This is a genomic window from Leifsonia sp. Soil_N53 (assembly GCF_057655165.1).
The window spans coordinates 19561-43836 of sequence record NZ_JBDGMM010000060.1; the positions used below are offsets into that span (position 1 = coordinate 19561).

At 69.6% G+C, this 24276-nt stretch carries 23 protein-coding genes, 1 tRNA gene and 1 other RNA gene; 14 read left to right on the forward strand and 11 right to left on the reverse strand.

Translation table 11 applies throughout. The annotated features are described in order from the left end of the window. Positions 1-163: 163 nt before the first annotated feature. The 3 genes from AC3A3H_RS10420 to AC3A3H_RS10430 all read right to left on the reverse strand — a co-directional run bounded on the left by AC3A3H_RS10420 (position 164) and on the right by AC3A3H_RS10430 (position 2668). Positions 164-245: transfer RNA gene (locus AC3A3H_RS10420), tRNA-Leu, on the reverse strand. A gap of 17 nt (positions 246-262) precedes the next feature. Then, entirely contained in the window at positions 263-1300 is a 1038-nt protein-coding gene (locus tag AC3A3H_RS10425) for an LLM class flavin-dependent oxidoreductase (RefSeq protein ID WP_487614493.1), read from the reverse strand. A 75-nt stretch (positions 1301-1375) separates the two neighbouring features. Beyond that, complete coding sequence (locus AC3A3H_RS10430) at positions 1376-2668, reverse strand: MFS transporter (RefSeq protein ID WP_487614494.1); 1293 nt, start codon at positions 2666-2668, stop codon at positions 1376-1378. A gap of 70 nt (positions 2669-2738) precedes the next feature. Between AC3A3H_RS10430 and prfB the strand changes: the two genes are divergently transcribed. The 6 genes from prfB to AC3A3H_RS10460 all read left to right on the forward strand — a co-directional run bounded on the left by prfB (position 2739) and on the right by AC3A3H_RS10460 (position 8111). Next, positions 2739-3851: a peptide chain release factor 2 gene (prfB, locus tag AC3A3H_RS10435; RefSeq protein WP_487614495.1), complete on the forward strand. Its 1113-nt coding sequence runs from the start codon at positions 2739-2741 to the stop codon at positions 3849-3851. Between the two features lie 110 nt (positions 3852-3961). Beyond that, positions 3962-5080, forward strand: coding sequence for a cell division ATP-binding protein FtsE (ftsE, locus tag AC3A3H_RS10440; protein WP_487614496.1), 1119 nt, complete (start codon positions 3962-3964; stop codon positions 5078-5080). Continuing rightward, the gene (gene ftsX, locus AC3A3H_RS10445; protein ID WP_487614497.1) at positions 5077-5982 is read left to right on the forward strand and encodes a permease-like cell division protein FtsX; all 906 of its coding nucleotides are present in this window, start codon (positions 5077-5079) and stop codon (positions 5980-5982) included. The genes ftsE and ftsX overlap by 4 nt, the downstream gene beginning before the upstream one ends. Positions 5983-6048: 66 nt before the next feature. After that, on the forward strand, positions 6049-6525 hold the full coding sequence (smpB, locus tag AC3A3H_RS10450; RefSeq protein WP_487614498.1) for an SsrA-binding protein SmpB: 477 nt from the start codon (positions 6049-6051) through the stop codon (positions 6523-6525). A gap of 79 nt (positions 6526-6604) precedes the next feature. Next, on the forward strand, positions 6605-7348 hold the full coding sequence (locus tag AC3A3H_RS10455) for a tyrosine-protein phosphatase (protein WP_487614499.1): 744 nt from the start codon (positions 6605-6607) through the stop codon (positions 7346-7348). A gap of 64 nt (positions 7349-7412) precedes the next feature. Further along, complete coding sequence (locus tag AC3A3H_RS10460; RefSeq protein WP_487614500.1) at positions 7413-8111, forward strand: DUF5666 domain-containing protein; 699 nt, start codon at positions 7413-7415, stop codon at positions 8109-8111. Positions 8112-8128: 17 nt separating this feature from the next. On the opposite strand, the gene AC3A3H_RS10465 is transcribed toward AC3A3H_RS10460, so the two are convergent. Continuing rightward, the gene (locus tag AC3A3H_RS10465; RefSeq protein ID WP_487614501.1) at positions 8129-8797 is read right to left on the reverse strand and encodes an SIMPL domain-containing protein; all 669 of its coding nucleotides are present in this window, start codon (positions 8795-8797) and stop codon (positions 8129-8131) included. Between the two features lie 125 nt (positions 8798-8922). Here AC3A3H_RS10465 and ssrA point away from each other — a divergent pair. The 7 genes from ssrA to AC3A3H_RS10500 all read left to right on the forward strand — a co-directional run bounded on the left by ssrA (position 8923) and on the right by AC3A3H_RS10500 (position 16395). Next, positions 8923-9318, forward strand: a transfer-messenger RNA (tmRNA) gene (gene ssrA / locus AC3A3H_RS10470). A gap of 322 nt (positions 9319-9640) precedes the next feature. Continuing rightward, a complete protein-coding gene (locus AC3A3H_RS10475; RefSeq protein WP_487614502.1) occupies positions 9641-10579 on the forward strand; it encodes a lysophospholipid acyltransferase family protein in 939 nt (312 codons plus the stop codon). Beyond that, positions 10576-11352: an ABC transporter ATP-binding protein gene (locus AC3A3H_RS10480; protein ID WP_487614503.1), complete on the forward strand. Its 777-nt coding sequence runs from the start codon at positions 10576-10578 to the stop codon at positions 11350-11352. The genes AC3A3H_RS10475 and AC3A3H_RS10480 overlap by 4 nt, the downstream gene beginning before the upstream one ends. An 82-nt stretch (positions 11353-11434) precedes the next feature. After that, on the forward strand, positions 11435-13774 hold the full coding sequence (locus tag AC3A3H_RS10485) for an ABC transporter permease (protein WP_487614504.1): 2340 nt from the start codon (positions 11435-11437) through the stop codon (positions 13772-13774). Between the two features lie 23 nt (positions 13775-13797). Next, entirely contained in the window at positions 13798-14898 is a 1101-nt protein-coding gene (locus AC3A3H_RS10490; RefSeq protein WP_487614505.1) for a HesA/MoeB/ThiF family protein, read from the forward strand. Positions 14899-15072: 174 nt separating this feature from the next. Continuing rightward, entirely contained in the window at positions 15073-15489 is a 417-nt protein-coding gene (locus AC3A3H_RS10495) for a hypothetical protein (protein WP_487614506.1), read from the forward strand. A 75-nt stretch (positions 15490-15564) separates the two neighbouring features. Beyond that, the gene (locus AC3A3H_RS10500; RefSeq protein ID WP_487614507.1) at positions 15565-16395 is read left to right on the forward strand and encodes a hypothetical protein; all 831 of its coding nucleotides are present in this window, start codon (positions 15565-15567) and stop codon (positions 16393-16395) included. Between the two features lie 41 nt (positions 16396-16436). Here the strand turns inward: AC3A3H_RS10500 and AC3A3H_RS10505 are convergent, their stop codons facing one another. The 3 genes from AC3A3H_RS10505 to AC3A3H_RS10515 form a co-directional block, all read right to left on the reverse strand. Next, a complete protein-coding gene (locus AC3A3H_RS10505) occupies positions 16437-17642 on the reverse strand; it encodes a toxic anion resistance protein (protein ID WP_487614508.1) in 1206 nt (401 codons plus the stop codon). Between the two features lie 134 nt (positions 17643-17776). Then, positions 17777-18649, reverse strand: coding sequence for an alpha/beta fold hydrolase (locus AC3A3H_RS10510; protein WP_487614509.1), 873 nt, complete (start codon positions 18647-18649; stop codon positions 17777-17779). After that, positions 18637-19650 (reverse strand): adenosine deaminase, encoded by a 1014-nt coding sequence (locus AC3A3H_RS10515; RefSeq protein WP_487614510.1) that lies wholly within the window; start codon positions 19648-19650, stop codon positions 18637-18639. Before AC3A3H_RS10515 ends, AC3A3H_RS10510 begins: the two co-directional genes overlap by 13 nt. A gap of 138 nt (positions 19651-19788) precedes the next feature. Between AC3A3H_RS10515 and AC3A3H_RS10520 the strand changes: the two genes are divergently transcribed. After that, the gene (locus AC3A3H_RS10520; RefSeq protein WP_487614511.1) at positions 19789-20250 is read left to right on the forward strand and encodes a ribosomal maturation YjgA family protein; all 462 of its coding nucleotides are present in this window, start codon (positions 19789-19791) and stop codon (positions 20248-20250) included. Here AC3A3H_RS10520 and AC3A3H_RS10525 read toward each other — a convergent pair. From AC3A3H_RS10525 to AC3A3H_RS10540, 4 genes are all read right to left on the reverse strand, one after another. Next, positions 20153-21139 (reverse strand): NAD(P)H-quinone oxidoreductase, encoded by a 987-nt coding sequence (locus AC3A3H_RS10525; protein WP_487614512.1) that lies wholly within the window; start codon positions 21137-21139, stop codon positions 20153-20155. The two genes, AC3A3H_RS10520 and AC3A3H_RS10525, sit on opposite strands and share 98 nt — an antisense overlap. Next, positions 21139-22380 carry an ABC transporter permease gene (locus AC3A3H_RS10530; protein WP_487614513.1) on the reverse strand — a complete coding sequence of 414 codons (1242 nt, stop codon included), beginning with the start codon at positions 22378-22380 and terminating at the stop codon, positions 21139-21141. Before AC3A3H_RS10530 ends, AC3A3H_RS10525 begins: the two co-directional genes overlap by 1 nt. A gap of 2 nt (positions 22381-22382) precedes the next feature. Next, a complete protein-coding gene (locus AC3A3H_RS10535; RefSeq protein ID WP_487614609.1) occupies positions 22383-23258 on the reverse strand; it encodes an ABC transporter ATP-binding protein in 876 nt (291 codons plus the stop codon). Positions 23259-23429: 171 nt separating this feature from the next. Further along, the gene (locus AC3A3H_RS10540) at positions 23430-24233 is read right to left on the reverse strand and encodes an inositol monophosphatase family protein (RefSeq protein WP_487614514.1); all 804 of its coding nucleotides are present in this window, start codon (positions 24231-24233) and stop codon (positions 23430-23432) included. Between the last annotated feature and the right edge of the window lie 43 nt (positions 24234-24276).

A 24276-nucleotide genomic window follows, 5' to 3' on the forward strand; every position in this document is an offset into this window, starting at 1 on the left:
TTCGTGGCCGCCCGGGCTCCGGGTCGGCTCGGGTGGCGGATTCAGCCCCGAGTTTAGTGGGCGCAACCTCCATGAACCGTGCGAATCCCGGCACTGGGCCCGAACCTCACCCTGTGGGCCCACTGAATGCCGCCCATGGTCATCCCATGGGCGGACGATGCGGTGCGGGAGAAGGGACTCGAACCCTCACGCCGTGAAGCACAGGAACCTAAATCCTGCGTGTCTGCCAGTTTCACCACTCCCGCGGTCGCGCTGCGCGCGGCTACGACAATAGCTCATCCACGCGCGGCGCGACCTCGCGGCCGAGGAGGTCGATGGCGCGCATGATGTGCTCGTGGCCGAGGGTGCCGTTGCTGAGCTTGACGTCGAAGCGGGTCAGGCCGAGGCCCTGTGCGGCGTACGCGATCTTCTGCGCGACGGTCTCCGGCGAGCCGACGACCAGCGCGCCGTCCTCCGCCGCCTCGTGCTCGAAGCGCGCACGCGTGGCCGGCGGCCAGCCGCGCTCGCGACCGATCCGGTTGGTCATGGCCTCCCAGTGCGGCCAGAGCAGGTCCTTGGCCTCCTGGTCGGTCTCGGCGACGAAGCCGGGGGAGTGCACCCCGATCGGCAGGGCGGTGTCCTGGCCGAACTGCTCCAGCGCCGTGCGGTAGAGCTCGGTCAGCGGCTGGAACCGCATCGGGCCGCCGCCGATGATCGCGACCATGAGCGGGAGGCCGTAGCGCGCGGCGCGGACCACGGACTCCGGGCTGCCGCCGACGCCGATCCAGGTCTTCAGGAGGCCGTGCTCGACGGGCGGGTAGACGGACTGCTCGGTGAGCGGCGGCCGCAGCGTGCCGCTCCAGGTCACCGGCTCCTGCTGCCGGACGGCGGCGAACAGGTCGAGCTTCTCGTCGAAGAGCTCCTCGTACTGCGCCAGATCGAAGCCGAACAGCGGGAACGACTCGATGAACGATCCGCGCCCGAGGATGACCTCCGCGCGGCCGTTCGACACGCCGTCGAGCGTGGCGAAGCGCTGGAACACGCGCACCGGGTCGTCCGAGCTCAGCACGGTGACCGCCGAGCCGAGGTGGATGCGCTCGGTCTGGCCCGCGATCGCTGCGAGAACGACCTCCAGAGCGGCCACCGAGAAGTCCTTGCGGTGGTGCTCGCCGATGCCGATGAAGTCCAGCCCGGCCTGGTCGGCCTGCACGCCCTCCGCCACGACGTTGCGCAGCACCTGCGCGTGCGGGAGCGGCGTCCCGTCCGCGTCCAGCGTGATGTCGCCGAACGTGTCGATCCCGATCTCCAGCTTCGCGGCCATGCCCGTCCTCCTGCTCGTCGCGTGCGCACCAGGTCGATGCGTTTGCATCGAATGGGAACCGCGGCGGGGCCGAGCCTATTCCGTCGCGGCCTCCGGCGGGGCGGCGGGCGGAGCGGCGCGGCGCGGGACGTAGCGGGGGATGAAGCGGGCCAGCAGCCCGGCGCCGATCAGGCCGAGCACACCCATCACCCCGCTCGCGAACGCGATCGACACCAGCGCGGTCAGCAGCGAGACGACGAGCGGGGCCGCGGCCTGGCCGGCGTCGCCGGTGAACCGCCACGCGCCGAGGAACGCGGCGGGCTTCTCCTTGGGGGCGAGGTCGGCGCCGAGGGTCATGATGATGCCCGACCCGATGCCGTTCGCGAACGCGAGGAACAGCGAGACGCCCACGTACCACACCACGGTGCCCGGCAGGTCGTGGCTGACGGACAGCACGAGGAAGCCGATGCCGAGGCCGAGCATGGAGGGCACGACGCTCCACATCCGGCCGAACCGGTCCATGAGCTGGCCGCTGGCGTAGAACAGCCCGAAGTCGACCGCTCCGGCGATGCCGATGATCAGCGCGGTGTTCGCCTCGCTCAGCCCGATCGAGACCGCCCACAGCGGCATCAGGACGGTGCGCGCCGAGCGGACGGCCGCGACGAGGGAGATACCCGACCCCATCCGCACCAGCACGCCGCGGAAGGACCAGATCGTCGCGAAGAGCCCGCGGGTGCGCTCCTCGGCCTCCTCCTCGCCGGCGGTCAGCGGCGCTCCGTCGTGCCCGGGGGAGGTCGGAGCCTGGCCGAACATCTTCTCGGGGTCCGGAAGCACGAGGAGGACGATCACCGAGCCGAGGCAGCTCACGATGAAGATCCAGAAGACCGACTGCGTCGACCCGGTGGCCGCGATCACGATGGAGGCGATGAGCGGCCCGACGAACCAGCCGGCCCGGAAGACGCCGCCGAGCGTGGAGAGCGCGCGAGCGCGGAAGCGCGCGGGGACGTAGCTGGTCATGAACGCGTGCCGCGCCAGGGCGAAGACGGCGGTGGCCAGCCCGACCACGAAGATGCCCACCATGAGCACCCAGTAGTTCGGCGCGAGCAGGCAGACGACGACGCCCGCGACGGCGACCGCAGCGGCGCCGATCATGGCCGTGCGCTCGCCGATCCGCGACACGAGCCAGCCGCTCGGGATGTCGCCGGCGAGCTCGCCGAGCATGAGCATCGACGCGATGAACCCGGCCATCGCCAGCGTCGCGCCGAGGTTGCCTGCGGCGATCGGGATGATCGGGATGATCGCACCCTCTCCGATGGAGAAGAGCAGCGTCGGGAGGAACGCGGCGAGTGCGACGGAGCGGAAGGAGAACGGGCGCTCGTCGGAAGTCATTTGCTTAACACATTACAACTGTCGCGCGCAGGTCTCGCCGCCGAGGGCAGCCGGTAGGCTGGAGGACGCCATGATTGAACTCGACCTCTCCCCGCAGATCGCGGAGCTCCGCTCGACCCTCGCCGACATCGTCGCGGTCGTGAACGTGGACAGGCTCCGCGCCGACATCGCCGACCTCAGCGAGAAGGCCGGTGCTCCGGACCTCTGGGACGACACGGCGAACGCGCAGAAGGTCACCAGCGCCCTCAGCCACCGTCAGGCGGAGCTCGGGCGCATCACCTCGGTGGAGCAGCGCCTCGACGACCTCGAGGTCCTCGTCGAGCTCGCCAACGAGGGCGACGACGAGGAGTCCGCCGCCGAGGCGCGCGCGGAGCTCGGGTCGCTGCAGAAGACCCTGGGCGACCTGGAGGTGCAGACGCTGCTGAGCGGCGAGTACGACGAGCGCTCGGCGATCGTCACGATCCGCTCGGGCGCCGGCGGCGACGACGCCACCGACTTCGCCGAGATGCTGATGCGCATGTACCTGCGCTGGGCGGAGCAGCACAAGTACCCGGTCAAGGTCATGGACACCTCCTACGCCGAGGGCGCCGGCATCAAGTCGGCGACCTTCGAGGTCGACACCCCCTACGCGTTCGGCACGCTCTCGGTGGAGGCCGGCACGCACCGGCTCGCCCGGATCAGCCCGTTCGGCTCGGCGGACAAGCGGCAGACGTCCTTCGCAGCGGTGGAGGTCATCCCGCTGATGGAGGAGGCCACGGCGGTCGAGGTCCCAGAGGGCGACATCCGCGTCGACGTGTTCCGCTCCTCCGGCCCCGGCGGCCAGTCGGTCAACACGACCGACTCCGCGGTCCGCATCACGCACCTCCCGACCGGCATCGTCGTGTCGATGCAGAACGAGAAGTCGCAGATCCAGAACCGCGCGGCCGCGATGCGCGTGCTGCAGACCCGCCTGCTCCTGCTCCAGAAGGAGGAGGAGGCCGCGAAGAAGAAGGAGCTCGCCGGGACCATCACCGCGAGCTGGGGCGATCAGATGCGCTCCTACTTCCTCTACGGACAGCAGCTGGTGAAGGACCTGCGCACCGGCTACGAGTCCGGCAACCCGGCGTCGGTGTTCGACGGCGACCTGGACGGCTTCATCGCCGCGGGCATCCGCTGGCGCGCGGGCGCCAAGGACGAGGACTGACCGCCGGTCACCGACCGCGCACAGCGTGTGCGCCGGGGACTGTCAGGGTTGCGGCCCACGGGCATGTCGCTACTGTGGATCGCAGAAGTGTTGCTTAGTCTCTAACAGTCATGATCCGGTTCGAACACGTATCCAAGCAGTACTCGGGAACAACGCGCCCAGCACTGAACGGCATCAACCTCGAAGTGCTGCGCGGCGAGTTCGTCTTCCTGGTCGGCGCGTCCGGCTCGGGTAAGTCGAGCTGCCTCCGGCTGATCCTCAAGGAGGAGCGGCCGTCCAAGGGCGCCATCCACGTCCTGGGCCAGGACCTCGGGACGATCTCCTCGCGCAAGGTCCCCTACTTCCGCCGGAACATCGGCGTGGTCTTCCAGGACTTCCGGCTCCTGCCGAACAAGACGGTCTTCCAGAACGTGGCGTTCACGCTCCAGGTGATCGGCAAGTCCCGGGGCTTCATCCAGGAGGCCGTGCCGGACGTGCTGGCGATGGTCGGGCTCGACGGCAAGGCGCAGCGCCTGCCGCACGAGCTCTCCGGCGGTGAGCAGCAGCGCGTCGCGATCGCGCGAGCGGTCGTCAACAAGCCGCAGATCCTCCTCGCCGACGAGCCGACCGGAAACCTCGACCCGGCGACCAGCGCCGGGATCATGTCGGTGCTCGCGCAGATCAACGCGGGCGGCACGACGGTGCTGATGGCGACGCACGAGGCGGCGATCGTCGACCAGATGAAGCAGCGCGTGATCGAGCTGGTCGGCGGCCAGATCGTCCGCGACGAGCGTCACGGCGGCTACGGCGTCACGTCGGCCATCCCGCTGCCGCGACCGACGGCGGGAGGGCTCGAGGCTCCTACCGCTCAGGCTCCCGCCGCCGCTCCGTTCCCGGCCGTGCCGGTGTCGGCCGCTGCGGCTGCTCCTGCGCCGTCCGAGCCGATGACTCGCCCGCACGCACCGGTCGCGAACCCCACCGGACCCGTGCCGGTCGGCGCGACCGGGCCGGTGCAGCCGATTCCGTCATACCAGCCGCCTGCCCCGCCCTCGCCTGCTCAGCAGGCTCCGGCTCCGGCCCCGGCCGTGCCCGCTCCCGTGCCAGTGGCCGTTCCCGCGTCCGCCGTGCCGACATCGGCCGGCGGCGAGGACCTCCCGGACCACCTGAACTTCACCGCCAACCTCGACCTGAGCGGGCTGCGCGATGCGTCCGACCGCGACGGCGAACAGAATGTGGGGCCCACGAAATGAGATTCGGGCTCATCTGGTCCGAGGTCGGCAACGGCCTGCGCCGCAACCTCTCGATGGTCGTCTCCGTCGTGCTCGTCACCTTCATTTCGCTGACCTTCGTCGGCACCGCCGCGCTGCTCCAGCTGCAGATCGCGCAGATGAAGACGTACTGGTACGACCGCGCCCAGGTCGCCGTCTACCTGTGCACCGAGACCGACAACTGCCCGGGCGGCGCCGCGACCGCGCAGTCGGTGGAGGCCGTCAAGAAGCAGCTGCAGTCGCCCGAAATCGCGCCCTACATCCAGAAGTTCTACTTCCAGGACCAGAAGCAGGGCTACGAGCAGTTCAAGCAGCAGTTCAAGGGCAACCAGATCGCCGACTACGTCACGCCGGACATGATCCCGCAGACGTTCTGGGTGAACCTCAAGGACCCGAACCGCTCGGACGTTCTGACCGAGACGCTGTCCAGCTCGCCCGGCGTGCAGAGCGTGGTCGACCAGCGCAGCTACCTCGACCAGATCTTCAACATCCTCAACGCCGCCAGCCTCACCGCCATCGGCATCGCCATCCTGATGCTCGTCGCCGCGGTGCTGCTGATCGCGACCACGATCCGGCTGTCCGCGTTCTCGCGGCGCAGGGAGATCGGGATCATGCGCCTGGTCGGCGCGTCCAACCGCTTCATCCAGACCCCGTTCATCATCGAGGGCGTGATCGCCGCGCTGATCGGGTCGATCCTGAGCTGCGTGGTGATCTGGCTGCTGGTGCAGTACTTCGTGCGCGGCTTCCTCGGCCCGAAGATCCCGTCGATCAACTTCGTCGGGATGGATCAGGGCTGGCTGGTGATCCCGTTGCTGATCGTCGTCGGCGTCGTGCTCGCCGCGGCGTCCGCAAACTTCGCGATCAAGCGGTACCTGAGGGTTTGACGCTATAGACTGGTCTGCTGCCCGGCGACGTGCCGGGCAGCACCATCTTCGACGTCAGGAGACGCTGTGCCCAGGGAACGTGGCCAGAAGGTCGTGGCCACCAATCGCCGAGCGCGCCACGACTACACCATCGAGGACACCTACGAGGCGGGCCTCGTGCTCACCGGAACCGAGGTGAAGTCGCTGCGCGAGGGGCGGGCCTCGCTGGTCGACGGCTACGCGTTCGTCGACGGCGGGGAGGCCTGGCTCGATGCCGTGCACATCCCCGAGTACCTCGACGGCACCTGGAACAACCACGCCCCGCGGCGCAAGCGCAAGCTCCTGCTGCACAAGGCGCAGATCGTCAAGATCGAGAACAAGGTCAAGCAAGGCGGCTACACGATCGTCCCGCTGCAGATCTACTTCAACGACGGCCGCGCCAAGGTGGAGATCGCAGTCGCCAAGGGCAAGCGCGAGTACGACAAGCGCCAGGCTCTGCGCGAGCGCCAGGACAACCGCGAAGCCGAACGCGCGATGTCCAGCAGGCGTCATCTCGGCGAGTGACGGCGCCCGCTCGGCGCGCTGTCGGCGCCGGGTGGCAGGATGAGCACATGAGCACCAACGACCAGGCGGAGGCTCCGGCATGACGGGGGTCGTCGCCGAGCGCATCCCGGTGAACGGCACGTACAACTTCCGCGACGTCGGCGGCTATCCGGTGCCGGAGGGCGCCGTGCGCCGGGGCAAGCTGTTCCGCTCCGACGGCCTGGCGCGCCTCGGCGAGGCGGGACGGCAGACCCTGCGCGAGCTCGACGTGCGCGTCGTCATCGACCTCCGCGACGACTTCGAGGTCTCGGTGATGCCGGACGACGTGGACGGGCTCGGCCTCCAGCGCCTCCACCTCCCGGTGTTCGAGGGTTCCGGCGCATCACAGTCGACGATCGGCGTCACGCTGGTCGGCCTCTACGAGAAGATCCTGCTGCAGCACGGCGACGTGGTCGTGACCGCGCTGCGCGAGGTGGCCGACACCGGCGACGAGGCCGTGGTCGTCCACTGTACGGCCGGCAAGGACCGCACCGGTATCGTCGTGGCCCTCGCGCTGCTCGCCGTCGGCGTGGAGCGCGAGCTGGTCCTCGCGGACTACGCGGCCACGCAGGCCAACCTGCGCGGCCCGTGGCTCGACGGGATGATCGAACTGGTGCGCAACCACGGCGTGGAGGTCACGCCCGACCTGCGCGTCATCCTCGGCGGCAGCCCGCCGGAGGCCCTGGAGGAGGCGCTCGACACGATCGAGCGCCGGTTCGGCGGCGTCCGCGAGTATCTGCTCGCCACCGGGCTGGACGAGCTGGAGCTGGCGAAGCTGCGCTCCGTGCTGGTCGAGCCGGCATGAGTTCACATCGAAGCCATAACCGGCGCTCAGCCGGATTACGGTTCGATCAGGTGTTCTTGTGAGCATGGACGAGAACCAGCCCACGGAGCCGCTGCATCCGCAGCAGCCGGGCGTGCCGCCGCAGCAGCCGGCGCCGGCTGACCCCCATGCGCCCTCCAGCTCGCAGTACCGCGGGCCCGCGCAACCGGTGGGGGAGCCGTTCTACAAGCGCCACGGGCTGGCGTTCGCCATCTCGACCCTGGTCCTCGCGGTCGTCCTGCTGTTCGGCATCGCGGGCGCCGGAGCGTTCGCGGTCGGCTCGATCCTCTTCCATGCCGGGTCGCCGCTGTCCCGGCTCCTGCACGACGGCGGCCACGGTCCGGTGCACATGAAGCCGGGAGCGCCCGGACTCCCCGGCCAGAACGGCAAGGGAAACGGCAACGGAGGTCAGAGCAACGGCAATGGCCAGAGCAACGGGCGTCAGGACGAGGGCCCGATCGCCAAGGGTGTCGTGCGCGGCACCGTGACCGCGATCTCCGGCTCGACCTGGACCATCGAGACGCAGCGCGGCGCCTCCCTCACCGTCGACACCTCGTCGTCGACCGGGTACGGCGCGCCGGGCCAGGCCCAGCAGGCCTCCGATTTCGCGGTGGGCGACGACGTGATCGTCATCGGCGCCCGCTCCGGCTCCACCGTGACGGCGGTGCGCATCCTCAAGGTCGCCGACCTGCCGCTGCGTCCGCAGCCGTTCTCACCGACCCCGTCGCCGACTCCCGGCAGCTGAGCGCCCGGCGCCGTTCGTCAGGACGCGGCGAACCGGGCGTGCACCTGCACGGAGACCGTGATGTCCTCGGGCTTCAGCGCGAGGGTCGCTCCGCCGAAGTCGGCCGACACCGCGCGCGCGATGAGCGGCTGCACCGGCTGACCGTTCGACGGCACGTCGCCGAGCATCCCCGGGTCGCTGAGGGCGAGCGGCTTCACGCTCGTCAGGCCGAGGCTCGTGGCGTACACCGTGGCTTTGGCGACCGCGTTCTCCACCGCCCGCCGCCGCGCCTCCTGCGTGATCGACTGGCGCCGAGCCTCCGTCAATGTCCAGGTGACGCCCTGGATCACGACGCCGTCGAGCATGGACACGACCCCCACCCAGTCGGACAGGGCGGTCAGGTCGCTGAAGGTGATGTCCATCCCGATCTCGGCGTGGTAGATGGGCGCCAGCCGGCGGCCGTCCTGGTTCCACGGCCGGTCGCCCCAGACGCGCAGCTGGTCGGACGCCCACGACGTCACCGGCCCGGTCTGCGGGTTGTTCAGTTCGCGCAGTTCCGCCGCGAGCGACGCGTGCCGCTGGGTGGCGAGCGCGAGTGTCTCATCGCGCTGCTCGCCCTCGTGCGCGACGCTGAGCCGCACCGCACCCCGCTCGGCCGGATGCTTCAACTCGTATTCGCCCTGGACGGTGATGATGGTGTCGGCCATTCACCGATCGTGGCATAGAAGCCGCTACGGTGTTGTTGTAGAATGAGAAGCTCGCCGCCAGGAGCGGCGTGTATCTGGACAACTCAACAGCGCGCGATGACGACCCGGCCTCACGGCCGTCGCACGGGGATGATCGGTTTCGACATTGTCTGCGAGAGTGTGAGAAGCGGGTCGAGGATGCATGGTTATCTCGTAAACGATCCATGCAAAAAAATAAGTGCCAATAACAAGAGCACTGTCTCGGCCAAGGCCGACTTCGCCCTCGCGGCGTAAGTTCCCCTTCGCCATCTGAAGAGACCGTCAGACCGGGAACTGTCTTCTACCCGGATCCTGGCGTCAGCTAGAAGACTTGCTTCTGCGTTGAGCATCAGGGCGCAGAGGGACTCCAACTGATACTGAGCCCGTCGGAGCAGGTGCCAGCGACAAGTTCCGGGGCTGAGAAAGCGACTTAACTGGCTACACCCGTAGAAGGCACATGACCACAGCAGTGGACGGGGGTTCGATTCCCCCCATCTCCACCGATGGTCGTCATCGCGCGTTGTTCGAGTTCTGAAAGGCCGCCCGTTGGGCGGCCTTTTCTCTTTAAGGCTTGTGTTAGGCACCCGCGTTTTCACCATTACATCAATTGTAGATACCCAAACGCCATCGTGTAATGTTTCATCGATACATCAATTCGAAGGAGGTGAAACGTGGAGAAGATCGAGGATATCGACCTGAAGGCCGGCGCGACGCTCGCCTGTGGCAGTGGCTGCATGTGCAGCTGACACGAGTGAGTGCGGCGGAGGCGCCACCGCCGCACTCTCTTGAACCACCTCTCGGCGCACCGGAAGGAACCTCGCCTCTATGGGCCTGCCGCTCTTCAACCTCTTCGAACTCCCGGACCATCCAGCCCTATTCGCAGCGCTTCAGGAAGCGGGTCCTGCGCGCGCCTGGGGCATGATGGCTGAGCTTGCGGGATACGACAAGCCTTCATACCTGGAACGCGTTCCGGCTGTAGAGCACCCGGACGCCATTCTCGAGCGGACGCTTGCCTTCATGAGCCAGGCGCCGGCGTTGGACGATCGCGACCGCGACCGCCAAGCGCGACGGTTCTCGACGTACGGCCCCAAGCTTCAATTCGAGTCGACATTTCTCTGCCTGTGGCTGAACGACCCGAGGCTCCTGTTCGAGCAGGTCGTCTCGGTCACCGGGTTGGAGCATCTGCGCCATGCGCAACGACAGGGTGATGGTGTTCTCGCGCTACCGCTCCATGTCGGGCCCTCGTATCCCATCGGTCCCCTGATGGCCCATCACATCCCCGTGAGCCTCGTGTTCAATCGCATGAACTTCGCCGCGATCCAGGAGCTGGCGTTTCCCTCATTGGATATCGAGGCCCATCAACTGGGGTCCGAATCGACCTTTCGGCGTGCGCTGAACACGCTACATGCAGGTCGCGCGTTCTCGATCTTCCCGGAACTCGATCCGCGCGGGATCGATGACCATCATCGACGAGTTCCGTTTCTGGGGACGACGGTGCAAGCGCCGCTCGGGCCCGTTCTCATCAGCCGCGCTGCGGGGGCGCCGATGGTACCCGTCTCACTCCGGTCATCTGACGATGGTCGGTTCGAACTCGAGTACCACGAGCCGATCAGTGCACCGTCCAGCAGTCCCGACGACGCGTTCGCACTCGAGGAACTGTGGTCCGTCATCGAAGCAACACTCCTCGCCGGCGAGTTCGGGGAGTGGGAGATGTGGTACGAATTCGACCGGATGCACCCCGAGCCGGTCGGGGCGCCGTCATGAGTCGAAGCGACCAGATCATCGTCGCGAAGGGGCTCACCCGGACCTACTCGGACTCTGCGGGTAACGAGCTGCACGCCCTCCGAGGCGTGGACCTCACCGTGCGAGAGGGCGAGCTCGTCGCGATCGTCGGGCCGTCGGGGTCGGGCAAGTCCACGTTGCTTCAGCTCATCGGAGGCCTCGACCGCGCGACGACAGGAACCATCTCGTTCGCCGATCGTGATGTCTCCACGCTGACCGAGAAGCAGCGCACCGACTTCCGCCGTGATCACATCGGGTTCGTCTTTCAGTCGTTCCACCTCGTACCGACCATGTCCGTCATCGAGAACATCGCGTTGACCGCGATCGTGGCGAACAAGAGACGGTCGGACTGGCACAGCCACGCGCTCGACATCCTCGTCGAACTGGACCTCATCGATCACGCTGACCGAATGCCTCACCTTCTCTCGGGTGGCCAGCGTCAGCGCGTGGCGCTGGGGCGGGCGGTCTTCGGTCGTCCGGATGCGCTGCTCGCCGATGAGCCGACCGGAAATCTGGATACCAAGAACAGCGATATCGTCCTCAGCCTCATCCGCGAGGGCATCGACGCGGCCGAGGGCCGTTGCGGGGTATTGGTCACCCACGACTTCCGGGCGGCGGGCGTGGCGGACCGTGTCATCGCGCTGCGCGATGGCGTCGTGGTCGACGAACTGACGCATGAGTCCAGGTCGGCAGGGCGATCCGACGTGGAGAGGGGCGAGCATGTTCGCTCGTGGCTTGCGACAGCTCTTCGCTGAGGGTCGTCGATACGCGGTCGCCGCGTCGGCCTTGACGGCCGGTGTCGCTCTGCTGTTCGGCACCCTCCTGACCTCGGCCTCGGTGGGCGCCACGCTCAGGGCCGGAGTGGACGCTCTCGGAGGGATCGGGCAGGCGGGCATCGTCTCGGCGACCGCCGGCGCGCCCTTCTCTGAGATCGACGCCGCGGCGGTGGCCGACCTATCGGGAGTCGCTCTTGCGATCAAGACGTTCAGCCGCGGGACGTCGGTGCGTGGAGAGGACGGAGCGCAGGCGGATCTGACGGTCACCGGCTATTCGACCGATCTCAACGCGAGGGTCAGCAGGCTGGCGTCGCAGGGCCGGCTTCCGACCGAGGGCAGCACGGAAGCTCTGCTCCCGGCCGATATCGCGGAACGACTCGGCGTGTCCGTCGGGGATTCGATCGCCGTGGCAGCAGCGACAGGACGCACGGATCTCGACGTCGTCGGAATCGCGAATCCTCGAGATCTCGGAGTTCTCGCCTACGACAACATCTTTGTCAGCCTGACGACCGCGCAGACCTTGTTCAATGCTCCCAACCAGGTGACCCGAGTCGATCTCACCTTCTCCGGCTCCGCGGACACCTGGAAAGCCGGCAATTCCGCGCACCTGCCCGCAGGGTTGGTTCTGCAGGACACCTCCGCAGTGACGTCCGCCTTCGGCCCGCTCTTGACCACGATCACGCTGGTCCTCGTGCTCGCCTCCGTCGTCACCGTCGCCGTGTCGGCGATCCTCATCGCCGTCGCCCTGGGTGGCGCCATTCGTACGAGGAGCTCCACCTACGCCGTGATGCGTGCCGTCGGGGCCTCCGGCCGGTGGCTCGCCAGCAGGGTGCTCGCGGAAGCGGCAGTCCTGAGCGTGTTGTGCGCGATCGCGGGCATCGGTGCGGGATTCGGGGTCAGCGCGCTTCTCAATCTGCTGTTGACCTCGAACAACGGCCTGCCTTTCCCCCCGATGGCGGTCGGCGTCTGGCAGGTCGCGCTGGCGATCGCGACCGGGCTCGCGGCCGGGCTGGCGGGGGCGGCGCGATCGATCGTCGCGGTGCTGCACCACCCGCCGATTGCCACGATCGCTCAGGAGGATCCGAAGCGGCTGCCTGGCTGGGTACGGGTCTGCGTCGTGACCGTGCTTCTGCTTCCTGCCGCCGGCGCTCTCTTCGTCGATCACGACACCGTCAAGGTCATCGGTCTGCTGGGCCTCATCCTGGCGTCGATGTTCCTCGCGCCGACAGCTCTCCGCACGCTGGCTCGAATCCCCACCCTGCGCAGCTGGCCGGCTCGGGCATCCGCACAGCGCCTTCGGCGATCGAATCCGCTGGGGATGATCGCGTCGATGACCGCTGCAATCGTCTGTCTCGGGCTTGCCTTGGTGATCGGGGTCTCCGCGATCAGCGCGGCGATGACCCAGCAGATCTCCCGGCAGTTCGGTGCGGATGTCCAGGCCGCGTCGGCGGTCCCGCTGGACGAGGGGATGGCCCGCAGGATCGCCGGAGTTGCGGGCGTACACGTTGTTTCGGGGACGATCGTGGACCAGGCGACCTTCACCGGAGCGACCGGAGGGGCGATCGGCGTGAGCGTTCTCGGGGTGGACCCGGAGACCTACTTCGAGACGGCGCAGCTGCCCTGGAACGACGGCGACGATCAGACCACGCCGCAACGGTTGCGCGAGTCTGAGGGGATCGTCCTTCCAGCGGCGTTGTCGAAATCCACGGGGACCGGCGTGGGCGACCGAGTGACCCTGTCACGTGGCGCGGCCGCGGAGCAGCTGACCGTCGTCGGAACCTTCGACTCGTTGGTCACCGGGACACAGGTGCTGGTACCGATCTCCATCGCCCGCGGGCTGGGGCTGACCGGCGAGACCGGATGGAACGTCTCCGTCTCTCCGGGAGCCTCCGCGCCGAGCGTCCGGGACGCTGTCGCCGAACAGGTCGGCGACATCCCTGGAGTGACGGTCATCACCGGCGCCGCGATGCGCGACCGAGCGATCGCGGAGCTGGCGGCATACTCGGCGTCGGCGTTCTCGGTCGTCCTCATCGCCTTCGGGCTCGGAGCCATCGGCATTTCGGGAGTGATGGCCTTCGCGGTGCACCGCCGCCAGGGCGAGTTCGGTGCGCTCCGCGCGATAGGGGCCCGGCGACGCGGTGTCGCGGGTCTGGTGATGTGGGATGCGATCTACGTGTCCACCGCCGCCCTCATCGTCGGACTAGCGCTGGGCCAAGCCGCAGGAGCGCTGCTGACCACGATAATCGCGCGGTCATTGGGTGTGAGCCTCCGCGTCTCAGTGGAACCTGCCGCCTTCCTGCTGCTCGCGGTGGTCACCTTCGCGTTCCTCACGCTCGCCTCGATCGGCCCCGCGCGGCGAGCCGGCAGAGTCGACCCCCTCGTCGCACTGGCAGCCCAGTGAGACATCGGCCTGCCGGAACTCTCGTGGACACAACTGACACTCACCCTCGACTCAGGAACTGCGTCCTCGTCTTCCGGCGCGAGGACCTCCTCCAATTCGTCTCGCTGAGCGATCTGCGGGTCAAGGAGTTCCGTGCGACGGACGCTGTCATCGAGCTGATGCCTCTGCTCGACGGGACGCGCTCAGTCGCTGAACTTCGCGCCGCATTCGCGGCATCGACTCAGGATGACGTCAAGATCGTGGACGAGTGCCTCGAACTCCTCCGGAGCGAGCGCCTTCTCGGCCGGGGAGAGAAATGGACGGGCGACCCGCGGTACGCCCGTCAGGGTCTCCTGTTCGAAGAGTTCATCGCGACCTTCGAGCACCTTCCGGCTTCCGCCCGACAGCTCCAGGACCGGCTCGGAGACACTCGAGTCGTCGTCGTGGGCATCGGAGGCGTCGGATCCTGGGCGTTGCATTGCTTGGCGCTGGCGGGAGTCGGACAGCTGGACATCGTCGATCCTGACGTCGTCGACGTGTCGAACCTCAACCGCCAGGCCCTCTATTCGACAGCCGATGTCGGAGTGGCCAAGGTGACCGCCGCCGCCGCGAGAATCGCGGAGGTGAACGATGGTCCTGTGGTGACCGGGCACCGACGATCGGTCCGGTCGGCTTCCGACCTGACCGACATCCTCGAGAGCGCCGACCTCGTCATCAGCTGTGGGGACGATCCCGATCCGTTCACGCTCTCGGACGTCGTGGCCGACAGCGCGCACGCGGCCGGTACTCCCCATATCGTCGGCGGAGCGTATGGCGGGAATATCGGATCTCCCGGAGTGACCGTGATTCCCGGGGAATCGACATGCTGGCGATGCATCCGGGACGCGACGCGTGACGATCATGCAAGAGCCTCCATGTCGACCGTCAAGGGCCGCACCGGGGCCGGCGGCAGCATAGCGCCGGTGGCCGGAATGGTGGGAAGCATGACGGCATGGGAGGCGCTACGCATTCTCCTCGACCTCCCTCTGGCCCTGGCGAATCACGTGCGAGAGCTGGACATCATGAGTCTCGAGTGGCGGATTCGACCGGTCGAAGGCCGGAGGGACTGCGTGTTCTGTGGGCCATCGGCCGCATCGAGCGGATAACCGTGCGCGTCGAGGGCGAGCGGATCGACGGCGGGCTCTCGCAGCGCCAAGTGGACGGCACCTGATCCATCGAGCAGATCCCGATCGCGCAGATATCGAGAAGCGGCGTCCGCCCGCGTGACCGTAGATTGAGTCTCAGCAGATCACCGGCACCACGCACGCGAAGGGGACATCATGGCCGAGACCACGTTCAGCAAAGAGGAGAAGGCGGCGATCAAGGCGGCCGTCGCCGAGAAGAAGGCGATGCAGGCCGGCGCCGACGCCGCCGCGCAGTGCGACGAGGCGATCGCCGCGCTGACGGGCACCGACCGGGAGCTCGCTGAGGCGTTCCATCAGCTCGTGAAGGACAACACCGACCTCGCCGCGAAGACCTGGTACGGGATGCCGGCCTACGCCGACGCCGACGGCAAGGTCGTCGTCGCGTTCAAGCCGGGGTCGAAGTTCAAGATCCGGTACGCGACGATCGAGTTCCAGCAGGCGGCGACGCTCGACGACGGGAACGTCTTCCCGGTCGGCTTCGCGCTGACCGGGCTCGACGACGCGGACAAGGAGCGGGTGGCGCAGATCCTGCGCACCGCCGTCGGTCGCTGAGCCCGCGCCGCGCGTCGAGCGCGGCCGCCCCGCTCCCGCGCCCACCACGACCGCGCGACGTGGTTGGATGAGCGCGTGGAGCAATCGACGGATGCGGAGGCCGCGGCCGACCCGCAGGCGTTCCTGGCCGGACTGGCCGAGAGCGTCCGCCGGGCGCTGCCCCGGCCGCTGGCCGACCGGGTGCTCGTCGTCGAGCGGAGGCGCACGCTCGCGGACCGGGTGTCCGGGCGCCGCGGGTCGATCGCGCGGGTCAGTCTGACCGGCGCGGAGGAGATGCTCACCCTCGAGTACGAGCCGGGGCCGCACTGGCGGGCGGAGGTCGTCCGCCTGTACGGGGGAGCGACCGTCGCCACCCGGGCGCTCCGGCTCGGCGACTGGCTCACCGCGTTCGCGGCCCGGGTGGCTGCGCTCTCGGCCGAGGCGGCGGGCGACGCGGCCGCGTCGTCGCGGGCCCTGCAGTCGCTCGGGCTGGAGCGGGCCGGTTCAGAGATCCAGGTCAGGGACGCGACCATCGAAGGCGACCTGCACACGCTCCCGGTGCGTCTCGGCCAGCGGGTGCCCGCGGAGGCCGTCGCCCAGGTCCGGCGGGTATGCGACCTGCTGGTCGAGACCCTCGGGCGGGTCGCCGGGCAGGGGGAGCCGGAGGCCGTGGTGCGGTTGACCGCGACCGTCTACCTCCCGGACACCCTCCGCTCCTACGTCACGCTGCCGCCGGAGTGGGCGGCCGATCACGTCCTGCCGGACGGGTCGACCGCCTCGGGACTCCTCATCGCGCAGCTCGGGGAGCTGGAACGTGCGGCCACGCGGATGCGGGACGCGGCCGCCGAGCAGGACGCGTCGGCGCTGCTGGTCAACGGGCGCTTCCTGTCCGAGCGGTTCGGCGCGTCGCGGCTCGACCTCCCCTGAGTCCGGCCGCGGCCCTGAGTCCGGCCGCGGCCTGCCGCGGCTCAGCTCTGCGAGTGCGACCGGTCCACGTAGCTCTTCGACCTCGAGATCTGCTGCTCCAGCGCGTCCACCGTCTTGGCCATGCTCTCCACCGCCTTCACGCGGTAGCTGTCGATGGAGTCCATCGTGGCGAACACGTTGTCGAACGCGTGCTGCAGCGTCTCGATGCTGACGCCGGTGGAGATGGCCTGCTCGTGGACGCGCGCCGTCTGCTGCCGCAGCAGCTCGCCGGTGCGGTCGATCATCGAGTTGGTGGCGTCGTTCAGCGCGCTGATCTGGTCGAGGACCAGCTCCTGGTTGCCGAGCGCCTGCGCGACGATGATCGCCGTGCGCAGTGCGGCGACGGTCGTCGTCCTGGCCCGCTCGACGCCCTTGATCAGCTCGAGGTTGTTCTTGCGGATGGCGTCGAGTGCGAGGTAGCCCTGCACCGACACCGCGATCTGCGTCGTCAGGTCCTGCCGGCGCTGCCGGATCGGGAAGAGCGCGTCGGCGACGAGGGAGTCCGCACGGCCCGGGTCGGTGCGGCGGAGCTCGGCGGCGCGGGCCTCGATGGAGTCGTCCAGCGCCTTGGCGAGCGTGGCGTACTCGCCGAGCTTGCCCATCGTCGCCCACAGGTTGGTGCGCTCCAGGTCGATCGCCGCGTTGTCCTTCAACAGGGCGTCCTGGCCGGAGATGAGCGCCGTGATGATCGCGTCGAGCTGCTTCTGCGCGGGCTGGTAGCGCTCGAAGTACCGCATGACGGACTTGCCGCCCGGCAGCCTCCCGAGGATGCCCTTCGAGCCGGAGAGGTTGGCGTGGCCGGGGTCGAGGTCGGTGATCGTCGTCCGGAGCTGCTGCAGCGTCTGCGCCACCTGGGTCTGCGGGTCGGACGGGCCACCGCGTCCGCGTGCGGCCGCGAGCGAAGACTCGGGCCGCTGCAACATCCGGTTGGACACCTCGGACGACGAGCGGACCTCCTGAACGCCCATCCGGGCGATCTCGTCGACGCGGCGGGTGAACTCGGGGCTGCCCGGTTCCGTGGCGGCCAGGCCGGCGACGAACTCGTCCGCCTTCGCGGCGAGCTCGGCCCGCTTGTCCGGCGGCACTGCCACCATCCCGACGGCCTGGTCGCCGCCGACCTCCGGGACCGCGGCGGGCGGCGTGAGCGTCACCCCGGCCGGCGGCTCGTCCGGAGGCGTCAGCGGCTGGTTGAGGTCGAGCTCGGACATCGGTACTCCTCCCCGCGGCCAGTGCCCGGGTCGTTCGGCGACTGGCGACATGACACGTGACCCCACAGTAGAACGAAGGAGGCGGCGCGGGGACGCAGGCTCGGCCGACTCGCAGGTGGAAGGCCGGGGGCCGGTCAGCGGGCGGAGGTCGCGACCACCCAGTCCAGCGCGACGCCGAGCACGGTCAGCACGGAGACGTGGCCTTCGCGCGGGCGCAGCCAGAGCTCGCCGCGGCGGAGCCGTTCCAGCATCCAGCCGGCGTGGGTGGCCGGGACGACCCGGTCGCGTCCGCCCTGCACCAGGAGGACGGGAGCGGTCACCGCGCCCAGCTCGACGCCCCACGGCGCGACGTAGGCGAGGTCGTCGTCCACCTCGCCGGCCGGTCCCTCGGCGGCGCCTGCGGCGGCGTCCGCGCCGAGCGTTGCCCACGGGCCGCGCAGGGTCTCGTGGTCCCGGGCGGTGAACGACTCGGGGTCGAACTCGGCCGTCTCGGCGTGCGCCAGGCGGGCCTGGCGGCCGGCGAGCGCGGCACGCAGCCCGCCGGGGTCGGCCATCCCGGCGAACCAGTCGACGTCGCCCCAGTACGGGGCGATGCCGGCGAACGACACCGCAGCGCTCACGCGCCCCGGCGCGAGCGCGGCGTCGGCGAGGGCGTGCGGGGAGCCGCCGGAGGCGCCGAGCGTCGCGAAACGCTCGACGCCGAGCGTGTCGAGGACGGCGAGCACGTCCGTCGCCGCGTCGGCCACGGTGCGGCCGGGCAGGGCGTCGGAGCCCGGGTACCCGGGACGCGCGACCGAGACGACGCGGAGCCCGCGAGCCGCGGCCGCCTCGGCGACGGGCGGGAGGACGGCTCCGGTCTGCGGGGTGCCGTGGTGCCAGACGACGACGGGGGCGTCGGCCGCGAGGTCTCCGCTGCCTCCGGTGTCGAAGAACCGCACCTGGCGCCCGTCCGGCCGCGTGACGCCCCCGACCCAGCCTCCGGCCGCGTCCCCGGTCAGCTCCGCCATGCGTCCACCGCCCGCTGCAGCTCGGCCTTGCGTCCGGCCGGCGCGAACGACGCGTCGATGGAGGTACGCGCGAACCGTTCGGACTGCTCGGCCGTGACCCCGAGCGCATCCCGGATCGCCCGGTAGTTGTCGCCGATGTAGCCGCCGAAGTAGGCGGGGTCGTCCGAGTTCACCGTGACCCGGACCCCGGCGGCGTCGAGGCGCAGCAGCGGGTGCGCTGCCAGGTCCGGGACCGTGCGCAGGCGGACGTTGGAGAGCGGGCACACCGTCAGCGGGATGCCGTCGGCGGCCAGGCGCGCCATCAGGTCCGGGTCCTCGGCCGCCCGGATGCCGTGGTCGATCCGCTCGACGCCGAGGACGTCGAGCGCCTGCCTGATGTAGGCGGGCGGACCCTCCTCGCCGGCGTGAGCGACGGCGTGCAGTCCGGCGTCCTTCGCTCGGGCGAACACGTCGGCGAACAGCTCGGGCGGATAGCCGACCTCCGCGGAGTCGAGGCCCACGCCGAGCAGCCGGTCGGGCCGGGTGAGCGCGGCGCTCAGGACGGCGTCGGCGGACTCCACCGGCTGGTCGCGCAGGAAGCACAGGATGAGCCCGCCGGACATGCCGAGGTCGCGCTCGGCCTCCGCCAGGGCGCCGCTGATCCCGTCGACGACCGCCTCGATCGGCACCCCGCGCGACACGTGCGCCTGGGGGTCGAAGAACAGCTCGGCATGCCGGACCCCCTGCCCGGCCGCGGTCGCCAGGTAGCGGCGGGTGAGCTCGGCGAAGTCCTCCTCGGTGCGCAGCACGGCCATGGTCGCGTAGTACAGGTCGAGGAACGACTGCAGGTCGGAGAAGTCGTACTGCGCGGCCAGCTCGTCGACGGAGGCGTACGGCAGCTGCACGCCGTTCCGCCCGGCGAGCTCGAACGCCAGATCGGGTTCGAGGGTGCCTTCGATGTGCAGGTGGAGCTCCGCCTTCGGCAGGGCGAGCAGCTGGTCGTCGGAGGGGAGCGCGGTCATTCCTCGATCCTCCCACCGAACGCGGCCGGACCGGTCATCGGCGGCACGAGTCATTGGGGAGCCTCATCCGAGCGGCGGACCCCGCATCCGACCTCGGCCGGACGCCCGGGCGGGGGATCGCGGAATACCCTCGGACCCGTGCCTCTCCTCGCCCGCCGCCGCGCCCTCCTGACTCTCACGGGGGTCGGCACGATCGTCCTCGGCCTCACCGTCCACGAGACCGTCGACACTCCGGCCGGCGCGTTCGCGGGCGACGCGCTCTACGCCGTGCTCGTCTTCGTGCTGGTTGCTCTGCTCGCCCCGCGGGCGTCGAGCACGGTCACCGGCGGGGTGGCCTTCGCGATCTGCGCCGCCGTGGAGCTGCTGCAGCTCACCGGCGTGCCTGCGCAGCTGTCGGCGACGATCCCCGGGGTCGAGCTCGTGCTCGGATCGACCTTCCAGGGGACCGACCTGCTGGCCTACGCGATCGGCGCCGGGCTCGCGGCGGCCGTCGACGCCCGCCTCAGGAGACGCGCAGCAGGATCTTCCCGAGGTGGGCCGACGACTCCATCCTCCGGTGCGCCTGCGCCGCGTCCTCCAGCGGGAACACCGAGTCGATGACCGGGCGGACGGCGCCCGACTCCAGCAGCGGCCAGACGTGCTCGCGGACGGCCGCGATGATCGCGACCCGTTCGGCGAGCGGGCGGGCGCGCAGCGTCGTGCCCTGGATGCGGGCGCGCTTGCGCATCAGCAGGCCCATGTCCACGGCGGCGGGCGTCCTGTCGCGGACGGCGATCGACATGATCCGGCCGCCGGTGGCGAGGGCATCCAGGTTGCGGGCGATGTAGGCGCCGCCCACGATGTCGAGGACGACGTCGGCCCCGCGGTCGTCGGTGAAGGCGCGCACGGCCGCCACGAAGTCGTCGGTGCGGTAGTCGACGGCGGCGTCCGCGCCGAGCCCGCGGCAGAACGCGGCCTTCTCCGGGCTGCCCGCGGTCGCGATCACCGGCGACCCGAGCGCGTGGGCCAGCTGGATGGCCATGCTGCCGATCCCGCTGGAACCGCCGTGGACGAGCAGCGTCTCGCCGGGGGCGAGCGCGCCGAGGTCGAAGACGTTCGACCAGACCGTCGCCGCGACCTCGGGCAGGCCCGCGGCCTCCACCGGGTCGACACCGGGCGGGATCGGGAGGACGAGACCGGCGTCCACCGTGACGTACTCGGCGTAGCCGCCGCCGGGCAGCAGCGCGCAGACCGGGTCACCCGCGCGCCAGAGAGCGGGCGCGACGTCCGAGCCGACGGCGTCGATCACGCCCGACACCTCCAGCCCCGGCCACGCGGGCGCGCCGGGCGGCGGAGGGTAGAACCCGCGGCGCTGGCTGAGGTCGGCGCCGTTGAGGCCGGCTGCGGTCACACGGATGCGGACCTCGCCAGGCTGCGGCTGCGGCTCCGGCACCTCGGCGACGGCGAGGACGTCAGCGTCACCGGGCTGCGGAACGACGACGGCGCGCATCAGCGGACCGCCGAGCCCGTGCTCGACCGGCGGCTGAGCACATCCCGGATCCGCACCTTGCTGGAGTACTCGATCGACCCGTACCGGAACAGCCGCACGGCCAGCCGCAGCACGATGTACGAGAGGACGAACAGCTCGACGATGATGATGATCGCCTGCCACAGCGGCAGCGAGCCGAACGCGTTGAGGATGAGCGCGGTGATCGGGGCCGTGTACGGGAAGTAGGCCAGGATCTGCACGATCGGAGCCTCCGGGGTGCTGATCGCATAGCTGGACGCATAGATCGGGATGACCACCGCGAAGACCACGACGGAGAAGAACGGCGCGGCGTCCTTCGCGGTGGGCATGACCGCGCCGACGGCCACGAGCGTCCCGGTGAACAGCGCGAACCCGCCGATGGTGATGAGCGCGCCGACGATCATCTTCTGCGGATCGAACACAAGCGTGCTCAGGTCGAAGTTCGGGATGGCGAGCTGGTCGCGGAAGAACAGGTAGCCGACCACGACGGGCAGCGCGAACACGGCGATCTGGATGAGACCCACCGCGAAGAGCGACACCACCTTGCCGACCAGCAGGTTGGTCGGGTTGATCGTCGTGAGGATCATCTCCGTGACGCGGTTCTCCTTCTCCTCCAGCGTCGAGTTCAGCATCTGATTGCCCAGGAAGACGATCACGACGAAGAACGCGGCCAGGAAAAGCAGCGCGGGCAGGATCGCCTCGAACCCGGGCGCGACCGCGCCGTTCTTGAAGGTGGTGGTCGTCGTGTTCGTGTCGCCGCGGAGGATCGCGACATCCACCGGGCTGTCCAGCTTCTCCTCCACACTCGCCGACAGCAGCGATTGGGCGACGGCCGAGTACTTGCTGTTCTGGAACACGCCGGCGTCGGCCCCGTAGACCTTGATCGCCTGCTTGGACGGGTCGGCCGGGTAGTCGAAGAAGGCGGGCGTGCCGCCGATCTGGACCTCCTCGACGCCCTCGGAGCTGCTGGCGATCTGCTTGCCGCCGTAGCTGTGCGCGATGGCGGGGTCGACCAGACCGGAGGCGTCGACGTAGAGGAAGTCGAAGCGCGCGTTCTTCTGCTGGTCGGCCGTGTTCGCGCTGGAGACGTTCGCCGAGACGATCAGCGTGCCCAGCCCGAACACCAGGATCGGCAGGATGAGCGTCACCGCCCAGAAGCTGCGCTTCTTGATCGTGCGGGTGAACTCGAACCCGATGACGGTGGCGAGGTTGTGTCTGGCCATGGTCAGTCCTCCTCGCGGCTCTCGGCGCCGTAGACCTCGACGAAGATGTCGTCGAGGGATTTGCGGGTGGGGGCGAAGCGCGTGAGGTGGAGGCCGGCCTCCACCAGCGCGTGCAGGATCGCGGCGGTGTCGGCGTCGTTCGCCACCTCCAGCTCGGCGTGCCCGTGCTCGTCCGATGCGATGCGGTAGGCGGGGGAGGGCGGGATCGTGCCGTCGTGATCCACGTGCACGACCGTGCCGCCGAACTGCTCCTGCACCTCCGACACGGTGCCGTAGGCGCGCGACATGCCGTCCTTGAGCAGGATGACGCGGTCGCAGAGGCGCTCGACCTCCTCCATCTGGTGCGTCACCATCATGACCGTGGAGCCGGCGCGCTTCTGGTCGTCGATGATGTCCATCAGCAGGCGGCGGTTGACCGGGTCGAAGCCCTTCGTCGGCTCGTCCAGGATGAGCAGCTCCGGCTGGTTCATGATCGTGACGCCGAGCTGCACCTTCTGCTGCTGGCCGCCGGAGAGCTTGTCGAGCCGGACCTTCTCCTTGTCGGCGATCCCGACGCGCTCGAGGTACTCGCGCGACCAGCGCCTCGCCTGCTCGGTGCCCAGGCCTTTCAGCCGGCCGAAGTAGACCATCACGTCGATGACGGACTCCTTCTTGTAGAGACCGCGCTCCTCCGGGAGGTAGCCGAGGCGTTCACCGGCCTCCGGAGAGAAGTCCCTGCCGTCGATGTGCAGGACGCCGGCGGTCGGCTGGTAGATGCCCAGCAGCGCGCGGATGGTGGTGGTCTTGCCCGAGCCGTTGCTGCCGAGGAAGCCGAACGTCTCGCCGCGGACGATGTCGAACGAGAGGTCGCGGATGACGGTGGTCCGCCCGAAGTCCATCCGGAAGCCGGCGATGTGCACGAGGGGCTCGTCGGTGTGGGTGTTCACGGTTCGAGCCTATTGGGTGCGGCGTCGCGCGGCCGAGGGTGCGCAGGAGTGGCGTCGCGAGGGTCGGTGTGTTGGTGCGTTGCTGCGCTTGTCGCGAGCCGGCGCCGATTGCGCGGCCGACCGCTAGGCGAGCGCGTCGAGCAGCGCAGGGTGCAGCAGCCCGTTCGATGCGAGCGAGGAGCCGTTGCCGGGCCCCGGCTCGCCCGTCACCGAGGTGAACACGCCGCCGGCCTCCTCGACGATCGGGATGAGCGCGGCGAGGTCGTAGGTCTTCACGTCGAACTCGCCGACCGCGTCCAGGAGGCCTTCGGCGAGCAGCATGTACGACCACATGTCGCCGTAGGCCCGGTCCCGCCACACTCGCCGGGTCAGGGCGATCAGGCGGTCGAGGTAGCCGGCCTGATCCCACTGCGCGATGCTCTGGAAACTGATCGACGCGTTCGCGAGGTCGTCGACGCCGGACACCCGGATGCGGCGCGGCTCGGCCCCAGGCGCGTCGGTCGTCCACGCGCCGCCGCCGGCCGCGGCCCACCAGCGCTTGCCGAGGGCGGGGGAGCTGACCACACCGACGACGGGCTTGCCGTTCTCGGCGAGAGCGATGAGCGTGCCCCACACCGGGACGCCGCGCAGGTAGTTTGAGGTCCCGTCGATCGGGTCGAGGATCCACTGCCGTGCGGCGTCGCCCTCGGTGCCGTACTCCTCGCCGAGGATGCCGTCGCCGGGCCGCTCGGCGGCGAGCGCCTCCCGGATGGCCCGCTCGACGGCGAGGTCGGCCTCCGTGACGAACGTCCGATCGGGCTTGGTGTCGATGTGGAGCCCGCGCTCGCGGAAGTGCGCGGACGAGATGCTGTCGGCGAGATCGGCGAGCCGCTGCGCGAGCGCCAGGTCGTCGGAGAGCTGCTGGACGGTGTCGCGTGCGTCGGTCACGCCAGGAGCCTAGCGGCCCGGCGCGCAGACACGCCCGGGCTTC